Raw genomic sequence first — 26012 nt, forward strand, 5'->3', positions numbered from 1 at the left:
CCTTAAGTTAACGAAGCTCGAGCGCTTGCAATTCTTTCTCTATACGTACCAGAGAGTCTTGAGTGATAGGTTGTTGCCATGGATAACTGTTAAGTAGCCTCACCGTGCTGCGAATAACAGGATCATTAAGCTCAAGTGGTGTGAGCAATGAAGCTGTGCCCTCAACAATTTGCTTAGTTTGTTGCAAGCGCAGTACTTGCTCATATCCCACGGTAAGCGCCCAGCCGGTGATGATAATTTCTTCTATCATGTCGTGTAGATCTGGTGTAGCTTGCAACTCACCTGCTTCAATGCCATCAATTAGCGCTTGTTTAAACACGTTTTCACAGCCACCACAGGATTCGATAATTTTATTGGTCCAAAACTCAGAAGCCCTTTTAATCACCGCCTCATTGGTAGAGTAGGACTGCAATTCATAATCAAAAGAGAAGCGTTTTAGCTTTTGTGGCGAGATAAGACACACCGCGAGCATGCGTTCTGGCGTGCTAAGTGGTAAGGATAACACTTGCTTAAAAACACTGGATGTATGGGTAAAAGACTCATAGGCCAGCGCCATTACTAGGTCTTCTTTAGTCTGCACAAATTTATAGATTGAGCCCATAGACAATCCTGCAAGCAAAGAGACCTTTGCCATTGTAAAGTCAGTGACTGAAGACTCATTAATGCATTGTTCCGCAGCGTTTAAAATCATGCGTTGCTGGGTTTCTTTATCATACTTAGGTGCCGGTGCCATCGTTTCTCCTTAGAGTTTGAACCTTATTCGAATGGTATTCGAATAAGGTTCAATTATAGAGAGCATTTTTAAAAGTGCAATAAGTAATCAGGGGGGCTTGTTTGAAAATGCGATTTAAAGATATCAAAGGGAGTAGAATGAATGCGCTGTACGGCGTTCCTCTGAAAGAACGCCACGCTAATTAACCAAAGCTCAGGTTAATTATTTAGTGATTTAAAATCCAGCTTTTAACTGGCTTTAACCACTCGTCTCTCGGGAGATAAAAAGCGCCGTGTTCCTTACCGGTTGAAATCGAAAGCTCTGTAAAGCTTTTGAGGTTTGCAGAGCGTGCTTTCACAAAATCGCAAGAACCCACTTGATCTGAGGTTTCGTAAACCGACAACACCTTGCCGTAGAGTTTAATCTCGGTTTTACTTTTGATAAGCCCAGCGCAGCCTGCTAGTACCACGTAGTGAATGGCATCATTTTTTAATGCATCACTTGCCATTATCGTTAACGCGCCACCGCGAGAAAACCCCACGAGTGTAATGTTGCTGGCGCTGACGCCCGCGTCCAGTAACTTGTGAACCTTGCTAACCAAGGTTTTTGTATACGCTTCTGGTGCGACGCCTTTAGGGCGATGCTCAGCAATTAGCGTATAGGCATCATCACTTAATGCCTGTTTGATGGCTGGAAAGTCATATTTACCCCAGCGCTTATGAATAGGGGTTTCATTATCACCTTCAACGATATAGCCATGAGAGTAAAAAACATATTTGGCAGATGAATTAATCTGCTCTGGTACATCTGGGTAAACTGCTTTTGCTGAGGCGATCGACGCCATGCAAGCAGCAAATGAGGTGCATACAGCACGTAGTAAACGATTCATTTTTGAGTTTTTTTAGTTGATGTAGAGAGATGGTAGCCAAGCTTTGATAAAAGAAGCAAGCGTAGCGCGATGGGTTATTTTGTATGAGAGAGTTGTGAGAACGAGTTTATTTTGTGGGATCCGGCTCATTGTGTGGGAGCGAGTTCACCTCGCGATCTTTTAATTGCTCGCCGCGTAAAGCGGCTCCTACCAGAGTGGCTTATTTTATGGGAGCAGGTGCATTGTGTGGGAGCGAGTTCACCTCGCGATCTTTTAATTGCTCGCCGCGTAAAGCGGCTCCTACCAGAGTGGCTTATTTTATGGGAGCAGGCGCATTGTGTGGGAGCGAGTTCACCTCGCGATCTCTTAACTGCTCGCCACGTAAAGCGGCTCCTACCAGAATGGCTCATTTAGTGGGAGCGAGTTCACCTCGCGATCTTTTAATTGCTCGCCGCGTAAAGCGGCTCCTACCAGAGTGGTTCATTTTGTGGGAGCGAGTTCACCTCGCGATCTTTTAATTGCTCGCCACGTAAAGCGGCTCCTACCAGAATGGCTCATTTAGTGGGAGCGAGTTCACCTCGCGATCTCTTAACTGCTCGCCGCGTAAAGCGGCTCCTACCAGAGTGGTTCATTTTGTGGGAGCGAGTTCACCTCGCGATCTCTATATCATTTGGCGCTTCAGGCTTACGCCATGGCTAGTTCACTCTTATCACCCATCCAGCGCCAGATAATCGGGTCAACAATATCGCTGTGGTTTTTTAGCACGGTAAAAGCGAGGCTTCTCACTTGCGGTAATAAATGTTTATCACGGCTAAGATCGGCAATTTTTAGCTCCGCCAATCCAGTTTGTTTTGTACCAAGCACTTCACCCGGGCCACGGATCTCAAGGTCGCGCTCAGCGATGACAAATCCGTCGTTACTTTCTCTAAGCACCCCCAAACGCTTTTGCGCAGTGACCGACAGTGGTGCATGGTAAAGCAGTAAACAATGTGATGCGATTTGCCCACGACCAACACGGCCGCGCAATTGGTGAAGCTGCGCCAGACCCAAGCGCTCAGGGTTTTCAATGATGATAAGGCTAGCATTGGGTACATCCACGCCCACTTCAATCACGGTAGTGGCAACCAGCACATGGGTATGACCTTGTTTAAATTCGTCCATGATGGTCTGTTTTTCTTGGGCTTTCATGCGACCATGCACCAGCGCAATATTAAGTTCTGGCAAGGCTTCGGCAAGTGCTTTGGCAGTGTCTTCTGCGGCTTGGCATTGTAACGCCTCCGACTCATCTATCAGCGTACATACCCAGTAAACTTGGCGCTTATCTTCAACACAGGCCTTTTGTACTTTTTTGATCACTTCATTGCGTCTGGTGTCTGGCACGGCGACGGTTGTGATTGGTGTTCTGCCCGGTGGTAGCTCGTCGATAATTGAGGTTTCAAGATCTGCATAGGCCGTCATTGCCAAGGTTCTCGGGATTGGGGTTGCGGTCATCACTAACTGATGCGGATAGCAATCGCCAAACTTTCCCTTTTCTCTCAGCGCTAGGCGCTGATGCACACCAAAACGATGTTGCTCGTCGATAATGATAAGCGCAAGGTTAGAAAACTGTACTTGCTCTTGGAATAACGCATGGGTGCCAACCACCATCTGTGCTTGCCCTGAAGCAATACGCTCAAGCGCATGAGTGCGTTCCTTGCCTTTGGTTTTACCACCCAGCCATACGGTTTCTATGCCCATAGGTTCAAACCAATTAAGGAAGTTGATGCCGTGTTGCTCGGATAGGATCTCAGTGGGTGCCATCAATGCTACTTGATAACCCTGCGCGATAGCCGTTAACGCACTAAGCGCTGCCACAAGCGTTTTTCCTGAGCCAACATCCCCTTGCACCAATCGCATCATGGGGTAGGGATGTTGTAAATCGCCTTTGATCTCTGCCACTACTCGGCTTTGGGCATTGGTGGGGGCAAATGGCAAGGCCGACAAAAACTGGGCTTCAAGTAGATTGGTGGGCGGTAGTGCAACCGCTTTTACCGCTTGGCCTTTTTGCCTAAGCTTAAGCAAGCTGAGGTTTTGCGCCAATAACTCTTCAAACGCTAAGCGTGCTTGCGCGGGGTGTTGCCCAAGCTCTAATTGCGCTAAATCCACTTCCTGTGGTGGACGGTGCAGTAATAACAGCGCTTCTTTTAGGCTTTGCTGCGATGGTCGATATTGAGCTGGTAAATAGTCTGGTACATCATATTTGCGTAGTAACTCAACGGCTTGATCGGCAATTGCCCGAATGCTCAGTTGCTTTAATCCTTCGGTGGTAGGATAAACTGGGGTAAGCGTCGCAAGGCTCGGATCGCTCGGTGCAGAGCGCGTCTCTTTAATACTGTATTCTGGATGCGCCATTTCAAAGCCATAATGACCGCGGCGAACTTCACCAAAACAGCGGATCACTTTGCCCGCTTGCATGGCATTTTTTTGTGCCGCATTAAAGTTGAAAAAGCGCAGCGCGATCCGCCCCGTCCCATCATTAACATAACACACCAACATGCGGCGTTTGCCTTGCGTGATTTCGCTGCGTTCAATCTCGGCTTCAATACTGACATGGCTATGCGCTTGCAGCTCGCAGATAGGATAGGTGCGCGCACGATCTTCGTAGCGTAGCGGAAGGTGAAATAACATGTCTTGCACCGATTGAATGCCAAGTTTGGCCAAACGCTCGGCCGCTTTTGGGCCTACGCCTTTTAATTCGGTGATTGGATAAGTGGCCAAATTTGGTGTCGACATGCTAATCCTCTAGCGCGATCCGCGTTATTTATTTCTTCTGCGTAAACTTAAGAATGTCCCAAAAAGCGTCGTCTGCAACGATTTCACCGTGCTCATCAAGTGCCGGGTAAGGTAGCCCTTTTTCGCGACAGCGGGTTGCAATGATTGGATGACATCCTTCAAATAGTAACTTATGTTTTACCACAGGATCCATCATGTCTGTACGTTTGTACAGTCCTACTGCATCTCTTTGGCGCTGCGCTTCGTATAAAATAAGCGCTGCAGCAACAGACACATTGAGTGATTGCACCATACCTTGCATTGGGATCACGATGTGCTGATCCGCATGCTCAAGTGCGCGCTCTGAGATCCCTAAACGCTCTTGCCCGACAATAATAGCGGTAGGTTTGGTGTAATCAATTTCACGAAAATCAACGGCGCTATCGCTAAGGTTGGTTGCTAATAATTGTACACCTGGGTTTTGTTCACGAATTGTCGCAACAGCTTGGTCTATATCCTCATGCATATGGGTTTCAACCCAATTTTTGCTGCCGCCAGAGGTATTGTTTGTTAACCGTCTTTGATCTTGTGGCCATACTGCGTGTACGTGGTGACAGCCAACCGCATCTGCGGTACGCACAATCGCTGACAGATTATGGTGCTTATGCACTTCATCTAGGCACACTGTGAGGTCGGTTTGGCGTCTATCTAATACGCTTTTTACACGATGGAATCTATTCTCAGCCATCTACTTACTACTCTAATCAAAAAATTCCCGCGATTATAACAAAAAAGAAGCTAGGGCATAACGGTGCGCTGAATTGGGTTTTGCAGTGAGATCAGCGTTTCGGTTGACTGGATAGACTCAATGGTCTGCACTTTATTAATAAGCACATCCTGAAGGTGGTCGATGGAGCGCGCCATCACTTTGATAAATATGCTGTAATTGCCTGTGGTGTAGTAAGCCTCAACAACTTCTTCAAATTCCTTTAAACGTGCGATGGCTCCCGGGTAGTCGCCGGCGTGTTTTAAGTTTATTCCGATAAAACAGCAGACATCATAACCAAGTCGTTTGGCATTAATGCTCACTTGAGTCCCTTCAATGATCCCCGCTTGCTTCATTTTTTCGACCCGAACATGGATGGTACCGGCGCTAACAGCAAATCTTTTTGCTAATTCCGCGTAGGGCGTTCGTGCATTTTCTTTTAAAGCGTGAAGGATGGATCTATCCAGATTGTCGATCTCATAATTTTCCATGTAAATATCCATTAACAATTGTCGTTTATATAAAATTTATAGCATATTTTTGATGAAAATAATTATGTAAAGGTGTTTTTATTGCGGGTTATTGATGTTTGTGTCGGTTTCTTTAAATATAGACTCAACAAAACGACAAATTCGGGAATGAGGACCTAACCATGTTGAGCAAGTATCAAGAGACACAAAAACAGATAGCACGAGTAAAACAAGTATTTTCAGCACAGCTAACCGAGCAATTGGGTTTAGTTGAAGTACAAGCGCCTATTTTGGCGCGTTTGGGCGACGGTATTCAAGACAACCTAAGTGGCCACGAGCAGGCGGTGCAGGTAAAAGTGAAAACGCTACCGGATGCGCAGTTTGAGGTAGTGCATTCACTTGCTAAGTGGAAGCGCAAAACACTAGGCGATTATGGTTTTGCTAAAGGCGAAGGCCTCTATACGCACATGAAAGCGCTACGCCCTGACGAAGATAAGCTATCGCCAATCCATTCTGTCTATGTGGATCAGTGGGACTGGGAAAAGGTGATTTGCGAAAACAGTGAGCGTTCGCTGGCAAAACTAAAAGAAACGGTAGAAACCCTTTATCGCTCAATTAAAGCAACGGAAAAAGTGGTTGAGGATGAGTTTGGCATTGCGGCATTCCTTCCTGAGAAAATTACCTTTGTGCACAGCGAAGAATTACGCACTATGTATCCAGATTTTACTGCCAAGCAACGTGAAAAAGCGATTGCCCAAGAATATGGCGCGGTATTTTTAATTGGCATTGGTGGTGAGCTTGGGGACGGTAAGATTCATGACGTTCGCGCGCCGGATTATGACGATTGGTCAACGCCAACATGCGATAAATACCAAGGACTTAACGGTGATATTTTGGTGTGGAACCCGGTGCTAGAAGATGCATTTGAAATCTCATCAATGGGCATTCGTGTTTGCCCTGATTCGCTTGCAAGACAGCTTAAATTAACCGATGACGAAGCACGCTTGAGTTTAGATTGGCACCAACAATTAGTAGCGGGCGAATTACCACAAACCATTGGGGGTGGTATTGGCCAATCGCGTTTAGTGATGTTGCTGTTGCAAAAGCAGCATATTGGTCAGGTACAAGTTGGGGTATGGCCTGAAGAAGTACGTAGCAGCGTAGCAGATTTGCTTTAAACAGATCGCGAGGTGAACTCGTTCTTACGGGGTGAATACCTTGGTAGGAGATGCTTTACACGGCGAGCTCGTTCCTACTGGGTGAATACTTTGGTAGGAGCCGCTTTACGCGGCGAGCAGTTAAAAGATCGCGAGGTGAACTCGCTCCTACTGGGTGAATACTCTGGTAGGAGCTGCTTTACGCGGCGAGCGGTTAAAAGATCGCGAGATGAACTCGCTCCTACTGGGTGAATGCCTTGGTAGGAGCAGCTTCACGCGGCGAGCTGTGAAGAGATTGCGAGGTGAACTCGCTCCTACTGGGTGAATATTTTGTTAGGAGATGCTTTACGCGGCGAGCAGTGAAAAGATCGCGAGGTGAACTCGCTCCTACTGGGTGAATACCTTGGTAGGAGATGCTTTACGCGGCGAGCAGTGAAAAGATCGCAAGGTGAACTCGTTCCTACTGGGTGAATACTCTGGTAGGAGCCGCTTCACGCGGCGAGCAGTTAAAAGATCGCGAGGTGAACTCGCTCCTACTGGGTGGACACCTTGGTAGGCGCTGCTTTACACAGCAAAATAACATTCTGTTTTAGAGGAATAAATTTAGCACAGTGATAGGTTTCTGGGTTACTCACAACGCTGAATTTATTCCTCGACTTTTCCTTATTCTCATCCCTAGTGTATTCTTATACGTTACTCGGTATAATGCCCGCTTTTAGCTCTGCGGCAGACTTGAGTAAACCAATATTACTCGGCCGGTACTTATTGTTGAGAATGACTATGACATCACCTACACGCGGTAATCTGTTTATCCTTTCTGCGCCTTCTGGTGCGGGTAAATCAAGTTTAATCAAAGCGTTATTGGAAAAGCACGACGATATTAAAGTGTCGGTGTCTCACACTACGCGTGCTCCTCGTCCAGGCGAAGAAAACGGCGTACATTACCATTTTGTCTCGGTTGATGAATTTAAGCAGCTGATCGATAAAGGCGATTTCTTTGAGTGGGCGCAAGTATTCGAAAATTACTACGGCACTTCAAAACAAGCGATAGAAGATCAGCTTGCCGCTGGTATTGATGTGTTTTTAGATATCGACTGGCAGGGTGCGCGTCAGGTGCGTGAGTTGATGCCTGAAGTAAAGACCATCTTTATTTTACCTCCTTCAACTGCGGAGCTAGAAAAGCGCTTAAATGGTCGTGGTCAAGACTCTCAAGAAGTAATCGCAGGTCGCATGGCTGAAGCGAAATCAGAAAGCTCACACTACAACGAGTTTGACTATATTCTTGTCAATGATGACTTTGAGCAAACACGCGGTGAGCTTGAACATATTGTGATTGCCGCAAGACTTGAGCAACAAGCACAGTCTATCCGTCATCAAGCGCTTATCGCTGACTTGCTAAAATAATTACTTTTAAACCTGAGGTTTTTTAACCATCAATACTTGGCGAAAGGCTAGACATACAGTAAACTAGCCTTTTGCATAATGAACTGAATTTGGAGTGCTTCGATGGCTCGCGTAACTGTAGAAGATGCAGTAGATAAAATTGGTAACCGCTTTGACTTGATTTTAGTAGCAGCGCGTCGCGCTCGCCAAATTTCTGTAGGCGGTAAAGATCCTATGGTTGATGCTGAAAACGACAAGCCAACCGTAATCGCGCTACGTGAAATTGAGCAAGGTTTTGTCACCACTGACTCGCTTGATATTATCGACCGTGAAGAGCAGCAGCATCAAGAAGCTGCAGAGCTTGCTGCAGTAGCTGCAATCGTTGGTGGCAATCGCTAATCCAACCACTGTCTAGATTCAATAATGCCAGCTTTTTTGCTGGCATTATTGTTTTATAGCAATTGAAATTAAGCAAATTGGTATAAATCGCCAGCACATTACACAACGCGTAACGCCTTTAACTTCCTAACAAGTAGCATAAATTGTTCATTGGCATTGCTGGTGTTTCATCGTATATTCTTAAGTAACTAGCTTGTAACCCGTTTTATACTCGCCGAGTATAGCTTCTCTGAAACATTGGAGTGTGAATGTATCTGTTTGAAGGCCTCAAAAAGAAAATCTCAGAATATTTGTCACCAGAAGACGTCGATTTGGTGCAAAAAGCCTATGTCGTGGCCCGTGAGGCACACGAGGGACAGACGCGCTCTAGCGGTGAGCCCTATATCACTCACCCAGTAGAAGTAACCCAGATCCTTGCGAGCATGAGGCTTGATCATGAAACACTCATGGCTGCGCTTATGCACGATGTTATTGAAGATACTGACTTTAGCCAAGACGACTTAGCGGAGATCTTTGGCGATACGGTCGCTGAGTTGGTGGAAGGGGTGTCAAAGCTCGATAAACTGAGCTTCAAAGATAAAAAAGAGTTCCAAGCCGAAAACTATCGTAAGATGATCATGGCGATGACGCAGGATATTCGTGTCATCCTTATTAAACTTGCAGACAGAACGCACAATATGCGAACGCTAGGTGCTTTGCGTCCTGACAAGCGTCGTCGAATTGCCCGCGAAACATTAGAGATTTATGCACCAATTGCAAACCGCCTTGGTATTCATGATATTAAAAATGAGTTAGAAGATCTCGGGTTTCAGGCGTTATATCCAATGCGCTATCGTGCGTTACGTTCAGAAGTCGCCAAAGCACGTGGTAATCGTAAAGAAGTGATCAGCAATATTCAGTCTGAGATTGAATCTAGATTGGAAGAAGCGGGTATTCAAGGCTCAGTAAAAGGCCGTGAAAAGCACTTATACAGTATTTACCGCAAGATGCTAAATAAAGAGTTGATGTTTAACGAGGTAATGGACATTTACGCCTTTAGGATCAATGTCGACAACCTAGATACTTGCTACCGTGTGCTAGGCGTTGCACATAATTTATATAAGCCAATTGAAACTCGTTTTAAAGACTATATTGCCGTACCGAAAACCAACGGTTACCAGTCGCTTCATACGTCGCTGGTCGGCCCGCACGGTATTCCGGTAGAAATCCAAATTCGTACTCATGATATGGATCATATGGCGGATAAAGGGGTAGCAGCGCACTGGATGTATAAAAAGTCAGGTGATAATGCCGGCCATACCGCGCAGCAGCGTGCGCGTCAGTGGATGCAAAGCTTGCTTGAGCTACAGCAAAGCGCAGGCTCGTCTTTTGAATTTGTGGAAAACGTTAAAACCGAATTATTCCCAGAAGAAATTTACGTCTTTACGCCAGATGGACGTATTGTCGAGTTACCAATGGGGGCGACGGCAGTTGACTTTGCCTATGCCGTGCATACCGATGTGGGTAATACCTGTGTAGGTGCTCGTGTAAACCGTAAGCCTTATCCTTTGAGTAAAGCGCTCGATACCGGCCAAACGGTCGAGGTTATTACTAGCTCAGGTGCACACCCTAACGCTACTTGGCTGAATTTTGTGGTAACGGGTAAAGCACGCCTTGGGATCCGCAATTATCTCAAGAGCCAACAAGAAGAAGAAGCGATCCAACTAGGCCGCCGTTTACTCGACTCGGCACTGGGTGAGTATAAGCTAGATGATATTGCTCAAGAGCAAATCGACAACGTACTTGAAGAGCATAACCTCAATACCTTGTTGGAGCTGCTGGTTGAGATTGGCTGTGGCAATATCATGAGTGTATTGATAGCGAAGCGTTTACTGCAAGATGATAATGCGGTAGAAGATATTGCTAAACGTGCTAAAGCCGCGATAATCGGAACAGAAGGCATGTTGGTAACCTATGCTAAATGTTGTCGTCCTGTGCCGGGTGACGCTATCACAGCATATATGAGCCAAGGTAAAGGCCTAATGGTTCACCGCCAAGAATGTAAAAATATTAAGGGTTGGCGCAACGAGCGTTCGAAGTACTTCGTCGTGAAGTGGGAAGACAACCCAGAGAAAGAATATATAGCAGCGCTGCGTGTGGAAATTATTAACCACCAAGGTGCGTTGGCTAAATTAACCAATGTGGTTGCGACGACTCAAGCTAACATTGTCGAAATCGCAACGGACGAAAAAGAAAGTAATTTATACGTGATTGATTTAGGTATTACCGTGAAAAACCGAATTCATGTTGCTGATATTATGCGCCGAATTCGAGTGATGCCAGATGTACAACGCGTGTATCGTAAAAAATAAAGGAACATTAATGAACAAAGCTATTATTTCAACAGATAAAGCGCCAGCTGCAATTGGCACATACAACCAAGCGGTAAAAGTTGGTACTGCTGTCTATTTATCTGGCCAAATTCCATTGGTACCAGAGACGATGGAATTTATTTCTGAAGATTTTGCAGAGCAAACGCACCAAGTGTTCAAAAACCTTATCGCAGTATGTGAAGAGGCTGGTGGCGAGTTACAAGATATGGTTAAGGTTAATATCTTCCTAACTGATCTGAGTAACTTTGCAACGGTCAACGAGATCATGGCTCAGTATTTTAGAAAGCCATACCCAGCTCGTGCTGCAATTGGTGTAAAAGAACTACCAAAAGGCGCACAAGTTGAGATTGATGGCATTATGGAGTTGCCTTCAACTAACTAACCTCAGGTTAACTAATAGTTAGATATATTTCTTCGCTCCAGTGTCAATCGCTGGAGCGGCTTTTCATAAAGCCAACACAGTCCACTCATTTTCCCCTCGCTTTACATTACAGGAAGTCCCATGACCGCAGCCAGCGCACTTACTAGCCGTGCATTGAAATTAAAAGCAAGTACTGCTGATCTTCATGACAGTATAGATAGCAGCATTATGGCAAAAGACCCGTTCGCCAGCATTGAGCGTTATCTCCAGTTTTTGACTCTTCAGTACCTGTTTCTTAAAGATGTCGCTGCATTATATGATCACCGTGAACTCTCTATGCATATTGACGATCTCAAATCGCGCCGACGGCTTGGGTTGTTGGAGCAGGACTTTGCTGACTTACAGCACACATTACCTGTGCCGTCTTTGTCGCCGTTTATCACAACTTCAACCGAGTTTGCGACTGCTTTGGGAGCGCTTTATGTCGTTGAAGGCTCTAAGGTTGGGGCCGCGATGCTTGGGCGTCAAGTGCAGGCGCGTTTGCCTGTCACAGGTGAGTATGGTGCGCGTTACTTAGCAGGCCCAGGTTCCGGGCGCGGCAGTGCGTGGCGTCACTTAATTCAATTTATCGATACGGTTGAGTTAACTAGTACGCAAGAAGATGCATTGATCACCGGCGCTCGTCAGGCCTTTATGCGTTTTCAGCAGTATCAAGCAGAGGTCTATACTTAATACAATTGGTATAAGTTGAACGGAGAATAACAGGGTTGTTGTCGCGACATAGTGTCGCGACAGGTTAGTGACTAGCACATATTGGTTGGGCAATCACAATGTAATGTATTTGGCTCAGGAACACACGCTAACTCCTTAGATGGGCAGGCCATCGTTGGGCCATCGGTGTCACAGTTTAAGTCGCGACTACAATAGTAGGAACAACCACCACCAATCTCACGGGTCTTGTTGTTATCCAAAATTAGCTTACTACCTGCTAATGACTTCAATTGCTTTTTGTTCAGTTTTAAATCCATCGTTTATTCCTTCAATTGATTTAGGGTAAAAGCAGCATAGGTCACTATGACCTATGCTGTGGCTCGGATTTTTTAAGCGTTGAGTCTTCTTCACTTTCTTTAATTGGCGCAGGACGAAAACGTTCAACATAGATAGTAGCCAATAGAGTGGTTATGACGAGTGAAAGCAATACAGATTTTAGGTATGGATAACTATTGAATACAAAACCCCAATGCCAGAATTGTTTTGCAAAGCTTTCTTCAATACCCAAATACTCTAAGTTACGAATTATGTTCTCGGAAAAAGCAGCTATATCTACGAGTATAAATAGGAAGAAAACACCCACCAATAAGATATCCGCATGTGTCATGTAGATATATTCACGCTGAGCAGGGTTGCGTCGTTCAACATAATATAAGGATAAGCGAACTCTATTTTTAAAATAAAAGAATAGACATAGGTCGCACATTAACTGTAGTAAATAAATTGCTAGATTTTGATAGAAAGGTTTTTCATCAACTAGTAGTTTAGCTAATATCAGCTCAAAGCCTGCCAGCTCTATGAGCATAACCAGTAGAATACAGGTACTAATATGTTGAATATTTAACTGTTCTCTGGCTAGGAACGTAAACGATAAAATTAAAAGTAAAATAGGTATGTCAACGAAGCGCCCGAAAGAATGATGTACGAATGCTAAAAAGCACCAAAGCAGAGCAAAAACAATTGCAAAATAATACGTTTTATTCACTATTTATTCCCTTTAATTAGCACCGTCATCGGAGTTCGGTTGGTTCAGTTTGGGATCATCCACCTGTTTTCCTGTGCTGCCACCTCTAACCTGACTCGCGCTTTTAGTGCCAATAAGTTGTATACTGTTTATTTTATTTTTTGTGGAAATAAGGCTTTTATGGGTCTTAAAGTGGTTCAAAAGTATCATGGCAGTATTCCTTTTAGTTTTTGCAGTGGTTAAAATCGTTAATACTGTACTCTGAAACTCACCTATTGAGAATATTTTGTAAAGCTGAAGTAGCTTATGTGCCTAGTTTTGGATCTACTACTGTTCCGCCATGAGAAGCCATAGAGGAAGTTCGAGGGTCATGTTTAACCACTCCTAGGCTGCCACCTTTAATGGACTTTAAACTATACATTGGTAACTTTTTGATTTTTATTGCCTTACTAAGTTTTTTTTGCATTCCAAATTTCATTCTTTTAATCCTTTTACTACTTAAACCAGCTGATAACATGATTACTTACTCTTCCATTTTCTTTGCATCAGGAGAGGTCGGGCTTTTGCGTCTTAATTGGGTATCACTAATTAAGCTCCGTAGCGCTTGAAACTGCTTAATAATGGGAGAAAGGTCAATATCACAGTACCTACACCAAACCTGAAAGTGATCCCAAGGTATACGGCTTACACCATTTTCATAGTTTTCGTAGGTTTGGCGGCTAATACCCACAAGGTCAGCCATTTGCTGCGTGGTTTTTTGGGCAGCAAGGCGCATTCTTCTAAGGTCGTCACCGTTATATTTAAAATAGGGATTGCCCACCAATTTAGTCCTTTCTTGCATGGGGAGTCTGCTCAGTGCCACCCAAGTTATTTTTATGTGTAATCTTTGTTAATTTGTAATTGTAATCAATAAAAATGTTTCTGCAAGAGGAAATTTAATTAGTAAGATCTGAAAGTGGCGCTCAGAAATACACTTATACTTTTCACTTTATTTTCATCATTTTAATAGAAAAGTTGGTTCGACAAGATTTTTTAGCGACGCTTTTGTTACTGTAGTGTGAAATGAAACAAGGGTAACAACTGACTGAGGGTGATATGGATTATCTACGTCAATATAACGACTTAAATATTCTCTATGAAGCACTTAAAAAATCGAGTCGCGGAGAGGTTGAGATAGCTGAGACGACCACTAAGTGGTTTTCTCTTGTAGAGAGTACTTTATTTGAGCTTCAGGAGCTGGCGTATATGGAAAAGGCGTATATGCAAAAGTCGCGAACCATGAATAATCTCATTGAACTGGTGTATGCCAGTGTTCCTGCCACTGAGTAGGGTAAATAAAAGAAATAAAATTGTATGTTTTGCAGTGGTAAGAGTGCCAATCTAGCTCAATTAAGTATTGGCACTCTTTTTTAGTGATTTATATGACTTTTAGAGCTCAAATGGCGCGACGCCTTTGGCTTCCATCATATAACCTGTTTGCGCGATGTCGCCCTTCCAAGTAGAAACCTTAATCGTGCCACTGACTGTGATTGCATCATATAGGCTTTCAATCGGAACACCGCCTTTGATTTTGACATGAACGATTTGATTTGGCGGCGGAGGCGGCACGTGAATACAAGCGCCAAAGTAGGGAACCAACAAAAATTCGGTGATCACTTCACTGTCACCTTCAAGTGGTACAACAAAGCCGGGTAAGCTGACTAGTTGACCATCTAACTCTTTGACGACTGGGGCGTCTAAGTCAGGTTGCACCCAATTTTGCTCGGCGCCATCATGGCTTGCTGCGTCTTGATTGCTGATCTGGACATGCCCTTTTGGAATTAAATCTTCCCAGAATATCTCTTTAGGTGGTGCCGCATTTGCAATACCACTGAATACCATCGCAGTGATGAATGCAATGAAGTAAAAAACGTGAGTTCGTGCGGTTAACTGCATCTTGATCCTCTTAGGTTTTAATTTGCATGCCATCGGCAAGCGAGTAAAAATAAGCACGGGCGGCAGGAATGGCGCCGATCAAAGTACCTGCACCTATAATAACGCTTAGTAGCGTGAGTTCATAGGTTGAGAGCGCTGAGATACTTAGGACTACGCCAAATTGACTTTGTAGGCTGGATTGGGCAGCAATGAGCAAGGCATAAAAAAGCGCTACACCGAAAGCACATCCTAACACGGTGATAAAAATAGCTTCGCTAATGAGAAGCGTAAAAATATGCCAAGGCCGCGCACCAACGGAGCGTAGAATAGCAAGTTCTCGGCGCCTTTGATTCAGCGTGGCGAGCAATGAGGTTAGCATGCCAAGCAAGCTTATCAACACCACCGCGAGGGTGATAAGCAGCAGGATTTTTTCGACAATATCTAGCATTTCCCACAATTCCCTCAATGTCACCCCCGGCATAATTGCCAGTAAAGGCTCACCTTTATATTGATTAATATTTCTGCGCACTTGTAGGGTATAAAGTGGTGACTCAAAACCAAGTAAAAATGCAGTGATTTGCTTTGTCGAGCCAATTAAATCACCGGGTTTGGAGTCGAGGTTGTGAAGTAGAGCGCTATTGTTTTTACTGTCATGCTCATGCTCATGCTCATGCTCATGCTCATGCTCATGCTCATGCTCATGCTCATGCTCATGCTCATGCTCATGCTCGTGGTGCGTTGCATCTTGTTTTCGTGCAACCATTCGAGATGGCTTGCTGTGGCCTGAGCTATGCATGCTCTCAATGGCACTTAACGGCACATGTAATGTTTTATCTACGGGCGTTCCTGTGGCTGCCAAAATGCCAGAAATAACCAGCGGATTGTCATCATGATGATGGAAACTGGTATTGCCCATGCCATGAGAAATGACGATTTTTTGTCCCAGTTGATAACCCAGCTTTTTTGCGACCATAGCCCCAAGCACCACTTCTTGGCTATTGTGAAATGGTCGACCAGCGGCAAAGGTGAGGTGTTGTTTTTTAGCGTATTGATAATGACTGAAGTAACTTGTATCAGTGCCCAGCACAGCAAAGCCTTTGTGGCTATCGCCTAAACTAATGGGAATGCTCCAAGCAACACCGCGTTGTGCCTTGATGTACTCGTAACTTTGCCATTGTACGGCGTTATTGGCATGACCAATTCTAAATACGCTTGAAAGCAAAAGCTGAATATCACCAGTACGTGCGCCGACAATCAAGTCAGTGCCAGAAATAGTGTTCGCAAAGCTGGATTTTGCGTCTTGACGTACACGCTCAACCGACAGCAGTAACATGACACTAATTGCAATGGTCACTAGAGTTAGGGCAACGCTGGCTTTTCGGTTTAGCGTACTTTTCCACGCAAGTTTGATTAGCATAGCGGTGCTCCTTGTTGTAAATCAGGCAAGCTTACTTGCCTATCAAATAACGGCGCTAAGCTTTTATCGTGACTGACAAAGAGAATAGATGCACTGTAAACTGCGGCTTGGCTAAAGAGTAATTTAATAAATCCATCACGGCTGTCGGCATCGAGGGCTGAGGTTGGCTCATCGGCAATAATGATTTCGGGCCTGCCAATAAATGCGCGAGCGGCGGCTACGCGCTGCTGCTGGCCAATACTTAACTCCGCGACACTGCGCTGCTGAGTGTGCTCGTCTATACCAAGATCAGAGAGCAGAAGTTTGGCTTCCTGCTCAAGCGATTTATTCTGTGAGGAAATGTTTTGCCTGCGCTTTTTGGAAAATTCGCAGCCAAGGGTAACGTTTTCAACTGGCGACAAATAGGGCAATAAATTAAAGTTCTGAAAAATAGTACCTATATGGTCGGCTCTAAACTTATCTCGTTGGCCACGGCTCAGTGCGCTCGCGTTTGTACCTGCAATTTCAATTTCTCCCTGCTGGCAATCCAAGGTGCCGGCAATCAATCCAAGCAAAGTCGATTTACCGCTGCCGCTTGGACCATGTAAAAACACGTGTTCACCCCGGGCGATATGTAGCTTAGGTATGGTTAGCACCGGGGTGCTCGACTTAGGCCATGTAAACTGTAATTGAGATATCGTAAGCATAACGCCTCAACGCTGGCAAATAATGTTGTGATGGTATAACAATAATGACTAAAGCAAAACTAAGTTAAGCTCAACAACAAGCGTGTAAGTTAAATTGTGATTTTTGTTCAGCTCGACTATTATAGCGACCCTAACCCCCTCATTATTTTGTGCCCTTTAGCAAGGCGCATCCTGTCATTGGAGTAACAATGAGTAGCTACAAAGTTTTAGACGTTAATGACGATCTTCCAATTCGCACTAAAGGTGCGGTTCACAGTGGTAAAGTACGTTCAGTTTATTGGTTAACCGACGCCGACAGTGCACGTTTAATTGAAGAAAAAGGCTATCAAGTCCCGGTTGGTACAGAGCTGGCAATTATGGTCATTTCAGACCGTATTTCAGCGTTTGATTGTATTTGGCAAGGTGAAAATGGTCTTAACGGTGTACCGGGTAAGGGCATTGCGCTTAACAGCGTTGCTTCACATTGGTTTTCACTTTTTGATAAAGCTGGCCTTGCAGGTAATCACATTGTTGATATTCCACATCCTTATGTTTGGATTGTGCGCAAAGCCAGTACGGTAAGAGTTGAAGCGATTGCGCGTCAATATATTACCGGCAGCATGTGGCGCGATTACGCAAAGGGCGTAAGGGAGTTTTGTGGCTTGCAATTACCAGCAGGTTTAGAGGCCAATCAAAAACTAGATAATGTCTTAATCACACCATCAACCAAAGGGATCATCAAAGGTTTAGCAGACGTACCAGAAGTGGATGACGTAAACATCTCTCGTAAAAACATCGAAGATAACCTTGCTGCGTTCAACTTTAAATCTGCGGCAGATGTGGATAAGTACGAGCAGTTGCTAACCGAAGGCTTTGCCCTGATCAGTAAAGAGCTTGAGAAGCTTGATCAGATCTTTGTTGATACTAAATTTGAGTTTGGTTACGTTGAAGATAAAGACGGCCAAGAGCGCCTAATTTACATTGATGAAGTGGGTACGCCTGACTCGTCACGTATTTGGGATGGCCCTGCTTATCGTGATGGTAAGATCGTTGAAAACTCAAAAGAAGGTTTCCGCCAGCTATTGATAAACAACGTACCAGATAGCGATGTGCTGCTGAATAAAGACCGCATGCCTGAGCGAGAAGCGCTTGCTCGCGATTATCTTTTGCCAGAAGCTGTGATGATGTCAGTAAGCGAAACTTACGTTGGGATCGCAAGTAAAATCGTTGGCCGTGAACTAACGATCCCTGCTGATCCTCGCCAAGAAGTTATTGATATTCTTGATAAGCAGTACGGTTTAATAGATTAATTCTTTTTCAATTGCCCTGATAGACAAGTTTATTAGGGCAATTTCCTCAATTCACTTGCTTTTCATTGCAAGGTCTCTTTTACTTAACCTAATTGTTGCAAAAAATAGAGTCAGATATGCGAACGTCTGTTCTACTCCTACTAAGTTTTTGTTTTTTATTCTTTTTAGATTCAAACTGCGCAAATGCCGGGCAATTAACAGTGCTAGATGGCAGCGGCAAGCCCTTGCAGCATGCCGTTGTTGAATTGACGGATGAGCCTGTTGAGTCAGCAGCAAAAGCAGTGGCGGTTATGGATCAAATCAATAAACAGTTTGTTCCTTTCATCCTCACTATTCAAAAAGGACAATTGGTTAATTTTCCCAATAGCGATGATATCCGTCATCACGTTTATTCGTTTTCTGCGGTAAAACCTTTTGAGCTAAAGCTATACGCTGGCACGCCAAATCAGCCGCTTAAGTTTGAAAACGCTGGTGTAGTGGTGTTAGGTTGTAACATTCACGACTCTATGGTGGGCTATATTTACATTGCAGATGACAAGCAAGTATTGGTATCTGATGCGAATGGATTAGTAACTTTGCCGAATTCTACGAAACAAGTAACGGTATGGCATCCTTATCAAGATAATGACATAGATAGTCGGCAAACCGTGCAAATAGTGAACACTATGGAGCCGATGTCCGTAACAATAAAAACAACTTATCCAGCGCCGCGTAATACCTTTGGCGAGCGCTTTGGACAACATGAATGAATAACAGCTTTAAAAATAAAATAATTAGTCTCTGTATTTTGCTTATCCTTGTCACGGCGGGGATGAGCTTGGCAAGTTTTTGGTGGTCCACAAGTAAATTCAATGAAGCGCAAGTGCAAAGAAAAATTCAAGTGGCACAAAATGTTTATCAACAATATTTAAAAGCGCGAGAGCAGCTATTGGTTACCGCGGCGACTGTACTGACCGCTGACTTTGGCTTTAAACAGGCGGTCGCGACAAGAGACGCACAAACCATCAGTAGTGTGTTGCTTAATCACTCTCGCCGTATTGATGCCGACTTAATGCTGCTGCTGGATGTGAAAGGCGATCTGATCTCCGCTAACAGAGAAGGACTCGACTTCCCGAGCGACACCAGAACTTGGATGCAAGCGTTGCAAAGCCACACCGACCACTCAGCTTTTGTGGTGCTTAGTGAGCAGTTGTATCAAGTGATTATTTTGCCTGTGCGAGCACCTAGGACGATTGCATACTCAATTATTGGCTTTGAGGTTGGATCTGCTGTGGCGCTAGAACTCAAAGAGCTGACAGGAATGGAAACAAGCTTTGTTGGTGCCGCTGATAACCTAAAAGCAAGCTCGCTGACTGCTCTTGCACTCGGTGGTGATTTATTTACTTTCTTAGCGGCGCAAAAAACGACACGGTGGCTTAGCCAGTATCCGGTATATGAAAGTGCTGAGGTGAGCTTACCTTCTCTTGAAAGTAACCCGGTGAGTTTGGTACTCAGTGCGGATTTAACTACTCAGTATCAAGAATTCGATAAAATGGTGTTGACCATTATTTTACTCTCCCTCGGTACTATCCTTATTGGTTTTATCACCAGTGGTATTGTTGCCAAGAATCTTACGACACCGCTTAGTAAGCTTACTGAGTTGGCAAAACGCTTTGCTAAAGGGGATTACTCAGCCAAACTGGAAGAGGCTCGACCGACCCAAGAAATTTGCCAGCTTGTTGACGCTTTTAATGATATGGGCGAAGACATTCAACAGCGTGAAGAGCAGATCCGTTTTCAAGCCAGTCATGACCATTTAACTGGGTTTTTTAATCGTAATGCGGCTTTGGATAAACTACATAGTATGCTCAGCAGTGGTGCAGAGTATTACTTTATTGCCATAGACATAAAGGGATTACGCCATATTAATGACAAGCTCGGCCCTCGGGTAGGGGATGATTGTATTAAGGCCGTGGCGAAACGGATAGCGGAGATCAATACAGCAGAAGGCGGATTGAATGTGAGGCTTGGCGGCGATGAGTTCTTAGTTGCACATCAAGCGAGTGCGTGTGCCGATCCGCAAAGTGCTGTGCTCGGTATTGTTGAATGCGCTGAGATGCTAAATCAAGGTCTGAGCAAGCCCTACACTGTGCAGGGGTTAGATATTTCGCTTCACTTTAGTATCGGCGTAGTGCATTACCCCAAACAAGCGCATACTCCCGAGGATGTTGTTCGCCGGGCTTTGATAGCAGTTGATACTGCAGCGCACGATGGTCATGATGTTTACTACTACCAATCTGGTGAAGATGAAGCCCACCTAGAGCGCCTGCAAATTATTGATGAACTAAAACACGCTATTGCCAACGACGATGGTCAGCTTTTTATGACCTACCAACCAAAGCTAAATATGAAAACCAATCGTATTGATAAGGTTGAGTCTCTTATTCGTTGGCAACGTAAAAATGGCGAATGGGTGTCGCCTGAACTATTTATCGATCTTGCCGAGCAATCAGGTTTAATTGTTGAGTTAACTCAGTGGGTAGTAAAAACCGTGGTGTCACAAGTTGCTAATTGGGTACGCCAAGGTGAACGCATCAAGGCGGCTATTAATGTATCGGCACAAGACATTGCAGATAAAAACTTCTTGTCTCATCTTAAGACGCTACTAGACACATATAACGTCAAACCTGAGTTGATCACCATAGAGCTTACTGAGCGAGACATGATTGAGAATGAGGAAAAAGGCATTGCGGTTCTCCAAGCGCTCAAACAGCTTGGCGTGCAGGTCTCGCTTGATGATTATGGTGTGGGTCAAACCTCCCTTGGTCGATTAAAAATGTTACCTATTGATGAGCTGAAACTCGACAAGGTATTTATTTTAAAGCTCGCCCAATCGGAAAAAGATCAGTTTATTGTGCGCTCAACCATCACGCTTGGTCACCAACTTGGTTTTAGCGTGGTCGCGGAAGGCGTTGAAGACAAAGCATCGCTTGAGCTACTTGAGTCAATGCAGTGTGATTATGCACAAGGTTACTATCTAAGTAAGCCACTCAAAGCCGCAGACTTTGACCTGTGGCTGGGGAGATATAATGAAGTGGGCTAATGTTTTTGCCGCATGCTTAATAGTATGCGGACCAACTTACGCCGCAACAGGAAAGTTACTAGCGACTCCCGGGGTGTCACAGGTTGAGGGAAGTGCCGGTGGCGGTATTGTGCCATGGGCGCAGCTTGCCGGATATGCTTCGGAAGATGAATGGTCGGCGAGCGGGTTTTGTAGCCGAGCTAGCTTGAAAGACTACCAGCTCGATGTGTGTGGCGTTCAAGCCAACTTATTCAATCGCGTAGAGTTAAGTTTCGCTCGACAAAACTTCGATGTGGATGCGCTTAATCTTGATATCGAGCAAGATATTGTCGGTGCTAAGGTGCGGCTATATGGCGATATCGTCTACAGTAAATATCCACAATTGAGCTTTGGTATTCAGCATAAGTCCTTGGATGATGCAACGGTTGCCAATTTACTTGGCGCTGAAGAAGACTCAGGAACGGATTATTACTTAGCTGCAAGCAAACTGCATTTGGGTGCTGTAGGCGGTTATAACTGGTTCTGGAATATTACGATGAGGCACTCTAGAGCTAATCAACTTGGCATTCTGGGTTACGGTGGAGCTAACGATAGTGTGCCTTGGCAACTAGAAGCCAGCAGCGCAGTGTTTTTATCTAGGCATTGGGCTGTCGGTGCAGAATACCGCCAAAAATCCAATAACCTTGGACTTGGTGAATCAGATTGGAAAGATGTATTTGTCGCTTGGATCCCGAATAAGTCAGTAAGTGTTACGGCGGCATGGCTAGACCTTGGAAAAATCGCAGGGCAACCTTCTCAAACGGGTTGGTATCTATCTGTTACGGGGTACTTTTAAATGAAATGGCTATCACTAACGGCAGTCTTGCTTTTCCTCGTGGCGTGTAGTGCTTCAACTCCACAAACCACCCTGTATGAGCAAATAGGGGGTAACGCCGGCGCAGAAAAGCTAGTAGACGCGTTTATTAAACAGATTGGCAATGATGACGTTATTTTACCGTATTTTAGAGAGTCCAATGTTAGGCACTTTCGTGAAGGGTTTATCACTCATTTGTGCGATACCTTAGATGGCCCTTGTGATTATGAAGGTGATAGCATGGTGCAGATCCACACCGGCATGGCTATTAGTGAGTCTGACTTTAATCGAGTGGTTGATCTCTTGATCAACGCAATGAATGAGGTTGGGATTGCTCACTCTCTACAAAATCAAGTTCTGGCCCGCCTAGCACCGATGCGAAGTGAGATAATCAAATTATAATCAACAGCTACAATTTTTAACTTTATTTACATTAAATTATCATGTTTTGAGTCGTAAAATTCCTAGGTATCAAATTGGTACTACACATTTATATAAAAGGAGTTTTACATGAAGTTTAAATCTATCATGCTTATGTGCTCACTGGGCGTTAGCATATCTACTTTTGCGGCAGAGCAAATTGATTCAACTGTTAATTTAGCTGGTACAGGTTCGAATTACGATTTCCGTATAGGACTACAAGCTCTAGATGATCGTGGCAGAGACCCTGGTGCTGTAGAGTATACTAAGTATCTTTCTGCAGGTTCTAATGTTCAGTCTGATTGGGCTGTTGATCGAGATGCATATGACCCCGATGCATTACGTTTACACTTATCTGTACTTAACCAGATCCCGACAAACCGTGATTTCCGATTAGCTATCCAAGCTGCAGACCGAGGCGGCCGAGGTGATTTTGGATACTGGCAATACACTCCTTGGGCGAGTGAAGGTGGTGGTTGGTCTGGTATGGCATTTGATACAAACCGATTCGACCCTGATGCTTTTCGCATTCGCATTGAAACCAGAGCTTGGAACAGTAGCCGCTCTTTAAGCGATTTTCGTATCGGCTTGCGAGTATCTGATAGGGGTGGGCGAGAAGTTGGGAACTCGACGTTCACTCCATGGGCTTCCAATGGTGGTGGCTGGACTGATTTAGCGACAGATAATGACGCTTATGACTTTGATGGTTTTGAAGTAAACCTAGAAGTCAGACAGTACTAACAACACCGTATAACCAAGTTGTTTCGCAGAAGTGACTTGGTTATAACGTTTTCACACTTCTTTAAAAGCCAATCAAGTAAACGCCCAAAAGCGTCATATCGTTGTAAGAAAATCAATGAATGCTACAATCACATTCTACCTTCGGTACTTATAGTTCATAAGATTAGAAGGTGCTGTTGATACTTCATATAGTGTTTACACATAAACTTATTAACGAATGAAGAGAGCCAAGTTGAAAAAAGTTATCACATTTGGAACCTTTGATGTATTCCACGTTGGTCATGTCAATATTTTAGAGCGAGCGAAAGCACTGGGTGATTATCTTATTGTGGGGATCTCATCAGATGAACTTAACTTTGCGAAAAAGGGTAGAAATCCAATATACTCAATAGCAGATCGCCTAAAAATCATTTGCTCATTGCGATTTGTGGATGAGGTGTTTGTGGAAGAATCTCTGGAGCTAAAAGCGCAATATATCAAAGACTTTGATGCGGATGTTCTGGTGATGGGTGATGATTGGAAAGGTAAGTTCGATATATATAAAGATATCTGTGATGTGGTTTATTTAGAGCGCACTCCATCAATTTCAACAACGGAAATAATAGAGGTCGTACGCAGACCCGAAGGAAAGTAATAGCATGAAGCATGTGGTCGATAGGGAATGGCTCTTTGCAAACCTTGGCAAAGTGAAAGTATTGGATGCTGGTATTGTGAAACCGGGTCAGTCAGGCCCTTATAACGCCCCTGCAATCATTCAAGGCGCGCTGCGTTTTGATATTAGTGGTGCGCTAGCTAATCCCTATGCTACATCACCCAATATGTGCTGCAGTCCAGCTCAATTTCAAGCAGAAATGCGACAGCTTGGTATCAACCAACATGATGTGTTAGTCGCTTACGATGATAAGGGCATGTTTAGCGCTGCCAGAGCTTGGTATATGCTCAAAATGATGGGTCATAAACAAGTGTATGTACTGGATGGCGGGTTACCTGCTTGGTGTGAAAAACAATACCCTTTGAGTCAAGCATACGCGCAAGTCCAACAAGCAGGAAACTTTGTCGCTGCATATGACGAAACAGCATTTGTCGATAAAGCGGCTGTGCTTAGTAATATTGATGCTGAACTGAGTTATCTATTTGATGCTAGAGGTGCAAAGCGCTTTACTGGTGAAGAGCAAGAACCTCGTGTAGATATGCGCAGCGGTCATGTACCTAAAAGTAAAAACCTACCATATACGAGTTTGCTAAATGCTGATGGCTGTTTTAAACCACTCATCGAGCTTGAAGTGCTGTATAGCGACTTATCAAAGGACAAAACTAAGCCTCTGATATTCTCTTGTGGCTCAGGTGTTACAGCTTGTATTTTAGCGCTGGTGGCTGACGAGCTAGGTTATGAACATTTGACGGTATATGACGGCTCGTGGAGTGAATGGGGCGCTGATCCCGATGTGCCCGTTGAGACGACTTATACCACTATTTAATGTGAAAAAGGTGCCAATGGCACCTTTTTCATTTGCGAAGTGAGCTATTTTCTCGCTTCAAAATAGATCACTTATGATAAGCAAGGCACGCTTCAACTTCGTGCTTTGAACCTAAGATAACACCAACGCGTTGGTGTATTTCTTCAGGTTGAATATCCAAAATGCGTTCACGCCCAGTGTGGGCAATACCGCCTGCTTGTTCGATAAGCATCGCCATTGGATTGGCTTCGTAAAGTAGGCGAAGTTTAAATGGCTTGTTTGGATCTTTGCGATCTTCTGGATAAGTGAATAGTCCGCCACGGCATAATACGCGGTGAACATCGCCAACCATTGCCGCAATCCAGCGCATATTGAAGTTTTTACCACGCGGTCCGGTTTCACCTTCAAGTAAATCGGCAATGTAGTTTTGCATTGCTGGGGTCCAGTGGCGTTGGTTTGAAGCGTTGATGGCAAACTCTTTGGTGTCTTCAGGAATGGCAGCAAAGTCTTGCGTGAGTAGGAAGCTACCGTGTGTTTTGTCTAGGGTAAACAAGCGAGTTCCCTTGCCGGTTGATAGCGCTAACATGGTTGATGGGCCATATAACACATAGCCCGCTGCTACTTGTTTATGACCTGGCTGCATAAAGATTGCAGGATCGCTAGGATCTGAACCTTCAGGGGCTTCCATAATAGAGAAAATAGTACCAACTAGTGAGTTAATGTCGGTATTGGATGAACCATCCAACGGATCGAAAGCGACAATATAGTTCGCTTTTGGATTGCCGGCGACGGTGTAATCTTCTTCTTCAGAAGCGATGGCTTTGACATAGCCAGATTCAAGCAAAATATCTTTCAATAGCTGGTTTGAAAGTACATCGAGCTTCTTTTGCGTTTCACCTTGAATGTTCTCATCTAAGGTTGAACCTAATACACCTGAAAGTGCACCTTGGCCAACACGGAACGATATTTCTTTACATGCCGCGAGAATGGTTCTGATTAGAGAAACCAACTCACGAGAACAACCATCTTCAATTAACACCGGAGGGAGTCTACGCATTTTTTAAATCCTGATCACCTTGTGTTTATGGCAATAAATAGTGTGAGAGGTGCCATAAACAGCGCTGTAATTCGTCTTGAAAGACTGTAAATTGTATACGATTTCATATACAACTGGGGTTAAGCCTCAAAACCATAAATAAC

General features: G+C 44.5%; 28 protein-coding genes. 15 read left to right on the forward strand and 13 right to left on the reverse strand.

Annotation, left to right across the window (positions count from 1 at the left end):
* Positions 1-7: 7 nt before the first annotated feature.
* The 5 genes from GSF13_RS07330 to asnC form a co-directional block, all read right to left on the reverse strand.
* Entirely contained in the window at positions 8-733 is a 726-nt protein-coding gene (locus tag GSF13_RS07330; protein ID WP_211867655.1) for a TetR/AcrR family transcriptional regulator, read from the reverse strand.
* 205 nt (positions 734-938) lie between these two features.
* On the reverse strand, positions 939-1601 hold the full coding sequence (locus tag GSF13_RS07335; RefSeq protein ID WP_010605870.1) for an esterase: 663 nt from the start codon (positions 1599-1601) through the stop codon (positions 939-941).
* Positions 1602-2264: 663 nt separating this feature from the next.
* Positions 2265-4352, reverse strand: a complete 2088-nt coding sequence (gene recG / locus GSF13_RS07340) for an ATP-dependent DNA helicase RecG (RefSeq protein WP_211867657.1) — start codon at positions 4350-4352, stop codon at positions 2265-2267.
* A 28-nt stretch (positions 4353-4380) separates the two neighbouring features.
* Positions 4381-5079 carry a tRNA (guanosine(18)-2'-O)-methyltransferase TrmH gene (gene trmH / locus GSF13_RS07345; protein ID WP_206471814.1) on the reverse strand — a complete coding sequence of 233 codons (699 nt, stop codon included), beginning with the start codon at positions 5077-5079 and terminating at the stop codon, positions 4381-4383.
* Positions 5080-5129: 50 nt separating this feature from the next.
* Entirely contained in the window at positions 5130-5588 is a 459-nt protein-coding gene (gene asnC / locus GSF13_RS07350) for a transcriptional regulator AsnC (RefSeq protein WP_010374296.1), read from the reverse strand.
* 161 nt (positions 5589-5749) lie between these two features.
* Here asnC and asnA point away from each other — a divergent pair, with 161 nt between their 5' ends.
* The 6 genes from asnA to GSF13_RS07380 all read left to right on the forward strand — a co-directional run bounded on the left by asnA (position 5750) and on the right by GSF13_RS07380 (position 11971).
* The gene (asnA, locus tag GSF13_RS07355) at positions 5750-6745 is read left to right on the forward strand and encodes an aspartate--ammonia ligase (RefSeq protein ID WP_010374293.1); all 996 of its coding nucleotides are present in this window, start codon (positions 5750-5752) and stop codon (positions 6743-6745) included.
* A 759-nt stretch (positions 6746-7504) separates the two neighbouring features.
* The gene (gene gmk / locus GSF13_RS07360; protein WP_010605867.1) at positions 7505-8128 is read left to right on the forward strand and encodes a guanylate kinase; all 624 of its coding nucleotides are present in this window, start codon (positions 7505-7507) and stop codon (positions 8126-8128) included.
* Positions 8129-8230: 102 nt separating this feature from the next.
* Entirely contained in the window at positions 8231-8506 is a 276-nt protein-coding gene (gene rpoZ, locus GSF13_RS07365) for a DNA-directed RNA polymerase subunit omega (RefSeq protein WP_010374289.1), read from the forward strand.
* A 248-nt stretch (positions 8507-8754) separates the two neighbouring features.
* Positions 8755-10857: a bifunctional GTP diphosphokinase/guanosine-3',5'-bis pyrophosphate 3'-pyrophosphohydrolase gene (spoT, locus tag GSF13_RS07370; protein ID WP_010605866.1), complete on the forward strand. Its 2103-nt coding sequence runs from the start codon at positions 8755-8757 to the stop codon at positions 10855-10857.
* Between the two features lie 10 nt (positions 10858-10867).
* Positions 10868-11260, forward strand: a complete 393-nt coding sequence (locus tag GSF13_RS07375; RefSeq protein ID WP_010374286.1) for a RidA family protein — start codon at positions 10868-10870, stop codon at positions 11258-11260.
* A 120-nt stretch (positions 11261-11380) separates the two neighbouring features.
* Positions 11381-11971, forward strand: coding sequence for a biliverdin-producing heme oxygenase (locus GSF13_RS07380; RefSeq protein ID WP_102056036.1), 591 nt, complete (start codon positions 11381-11383; stop codon positions 11969-11971).
* Between the two features lie 71 nt (positions 11972-12042).
* Here the strand turns inward: GSF13_RS07380 and GSF13_RS07385 are convergent, their stop codons facing one another.
* From GSF13_RS07385 to GSF13_RS07400, 4 genes are all read right to left on the reverse strand, one after another.
* Positions 12043-12267, reverse strand: a complete 225-nt coding sequence (locus GSF13_RS07385) for a hypothetical protein (protein ID WP_010605864.1) — start codon at positions 12265-12267, stop codon at positions 12043-12045.
* Positions 12268-12311: 44 nt separating this feature from the next.
* Positions 12312-12995, reverse strand: a complete 684-nt coding sequence (locus GSF13_RS07390) for a hypothetical protein (RefSeq protein WP_174170473.1) — start codon at positions 12993-12995, stop codon at positions 12312-12314.
* Positions 12996-13278: 283 nt separating this feature from the next.
* The gene (locus GSF13_RS07395; protein ID WP_167310199.1) at positions 13279-13452 is read right to left on the reverse strand and encodes a hypothetical protein; all 174 of its coding nucleotides are present in this window, start codon (positions 13450-13452) and stop codon (positions 13279-13281) included.
* A gap of 45 nt (positions 13453-13497) precedes the next feature.
* The gene (locus GSF13_RS07400) at positions 13498-13815 is read right to left on the reverse strand and encodes a helix-turn-helix transcriptional regulator (RefSeq protein WP_010374283.1); all 318 of its coding nucleotides are present in this window, start codon (positions 13813-13815) and stop codon (positions 13498-13500) included.
* A gap of 254 nt (positions 13816-14069) precedes the next feature.
* On the opposite strand from GSF13_RS07400, the gene GSF13_RS07405 reads away from it, so the two are divergent.
* On the forward strand, positions 14070-14303 hold the full coding sequence (locus GSF13_RS07405) for a hypothetical protein (RefSeq protein WP_010374281.1): 234 nt from the start codon (positions 14070-14072) through the stop codon (positions 14301-14303).
* A 99-nt stretch (positions 14304-14402) separates the two neighbouring features.
* Here GSF13_RS07405 and GSF13_RS07410 read toward each other — a convergent pair whose 3' ends face one another.
* The 3 genes from GSF13_RS07410 to GSF13_RS07420 are packed head-to-tail and all read right to left on the reverse strand — an operon-like array spanning position 14403 to position 16991.
* Positions 14403-14909 (reverse strand): DUF3299 domain-containing protein, encoded by a 507-nt coding sequence (locus GSF13_RS07410; RefSeq protein ID WP_010605860.1) that lies wholly within the window; start codon positions 14907-14909, stop codon positions 14403-14405.
* 10 nt (positions 14910-14919) lie between these two features.
* Positions 14920-16305: an ABC transporter permease gene (locus GSF13_RS07415; protein WP_211867665.1), complete on the reverse strand. Its 1386-nt coding sequence runs from the start codon at positions 16303-16305 to the stop codon at positions 14920-14922.
* Entirely contained in the window at positions 16299-16991 is a 693-nt protein-coding gene (locus GSF13_RS07420; RefSeq protein ID WP_130127050.1) for an ABC transporter ATP-binding protein, read from the reverse strand. The genes GSF13_RS07415 and GSF13_RS07420 overlap by 7 nt, the downstream gene beginning before the upstream one ends.
* Positions 16992-17179: 188 nt before the next feature.
* On the opposite strand from GSF13_RS07420, the gene GSF13_RS07425 reads away from it, so the two are divergent.
* The 8 genes from GSF13_RS07425 to GSF13_RS07460 all read left to right on the forward strand — a co-directional run bounded on the left by GSF13_RS07425 (position 17180) and on the right by GSF13_RS07460 (position 24833).
* Positions 17180-18280 carry a phosphoribosylaminoimidazolesuccinocarboxamide synthase gene (locus GSF13_RS07425; RefSeq protein WP_130127049.1) on the forward strand — a complete coding sequence of 367 codons (1101 nt, stop codon included), beginning with the start codon at positions 17180-17182 and terminating at the stop codon, positions 18278-18280.
* Positions 18281-18396: 116 nt separating this feature from the next.
* Complete coding sequence (locus GSF13_RS07430) at positions 18397-19029, forward strand: methylamine utilization protein (RefSeq protein ID WP_211867667.1); 633 nt, start codon at positions 18397-18399, stop codon at positions 19027-19029.
* Complete coding sequence (locus GSF13_RS07435; protein ID WP_010605855.1) at positions 19026-21362, forward strand: EAL domain-containing protein; 2337 nt, start codon at positions 19026-19028, stop codon at positions 21360-21362. Before GSF13_RS07430 ends, GSF13_RS07435 begins: the two co-directional genes overlap by 4 nt.
* Positions 21349-22176: a DUF3034 family protein gene (locus GSF13_RS07440; protein ID WP_211867669.1), complete on the forward strand. Its 828-nt coding sequence runs from the start codon at positions 21349-21351 to the stop codon at positions 22174-22176. Before GSF13_RS07435 ends, GSF13_RS07440 begins: the two co-directional genes overlap by 14 nt.
* On the forward strand, positions 22177-22596 hold the full coding sequence (locus GSF13_RS07445; RefSeq protein WP_211867671.1) for a group 1 truncated hemoglobin: 420 nt from the start codon (positions 22177-22179) through the stop codon (positions 22594-22596).
* A 108-nt stretch (positions 22597-22704) separates the two neighbouring features.
* Positions 22705-23355, forward strand: coding sequence for a hypothetical protein (locus GSF13_RS07450; RefSeq protein ID WP_174170467.1), 651 nt, complete (start codon positions 22705-22707; stop codon positions 23353-23355).
* Between the two features lie 232 nt (positions 23356-23587).
* Positions 23588-23989 carry an adenylyltransferase/cytidyltransferase family protein gene (locus GSF13_RS07455; RefSeq protein WP_211867673.1) on the forward strand — a complete coding sequence of 134 codons (402 nt, stop codon included), beginning with the start codon at positions 23588-23590 and terminating at the stop codon, positions 23987-23989.
* Between the two features lie 4 nt (positions 23990-23993).
* On the forward strand, positions 23994-24833 hold the full coding sequence (locus tag GSF13_RS07460; protein ID WP_211867675.1) for a sulfurtransferase: 840 nt from the start codon (positions 23994-23996) through the stop codon (positions 24831-24833).
* Between the two features lie 67 nt (positions 24834-24900).
* Here the strand turns inward: GSF13_RS07460 and GSF13_RS07465 are convergent, their stop codons facing one another.
* Positions 24901-25869 (reverse strand): class 1 fructose-bisphosphatase, encoded by a 969-nt coding sequence (locus tag GSF13_RS07465; protein ID WP_010374260.1) that lies wholly within the window; start codon positions 25867-25869, stop codon positions 24901-24903.
* Positions 25870-26012 lie beyond the last annotated feature (143 nt).

The organism is Pseudoalteromonas sp. M8, from assembly GCF_018141365.1.
In the GTDB taxonomy this organism is placed as follows: Bacteria; Pseudomonadota; Gammaproteobacteria; order Enterobacterales; family Alteromonadaceae; genus Pseudoalteromonas.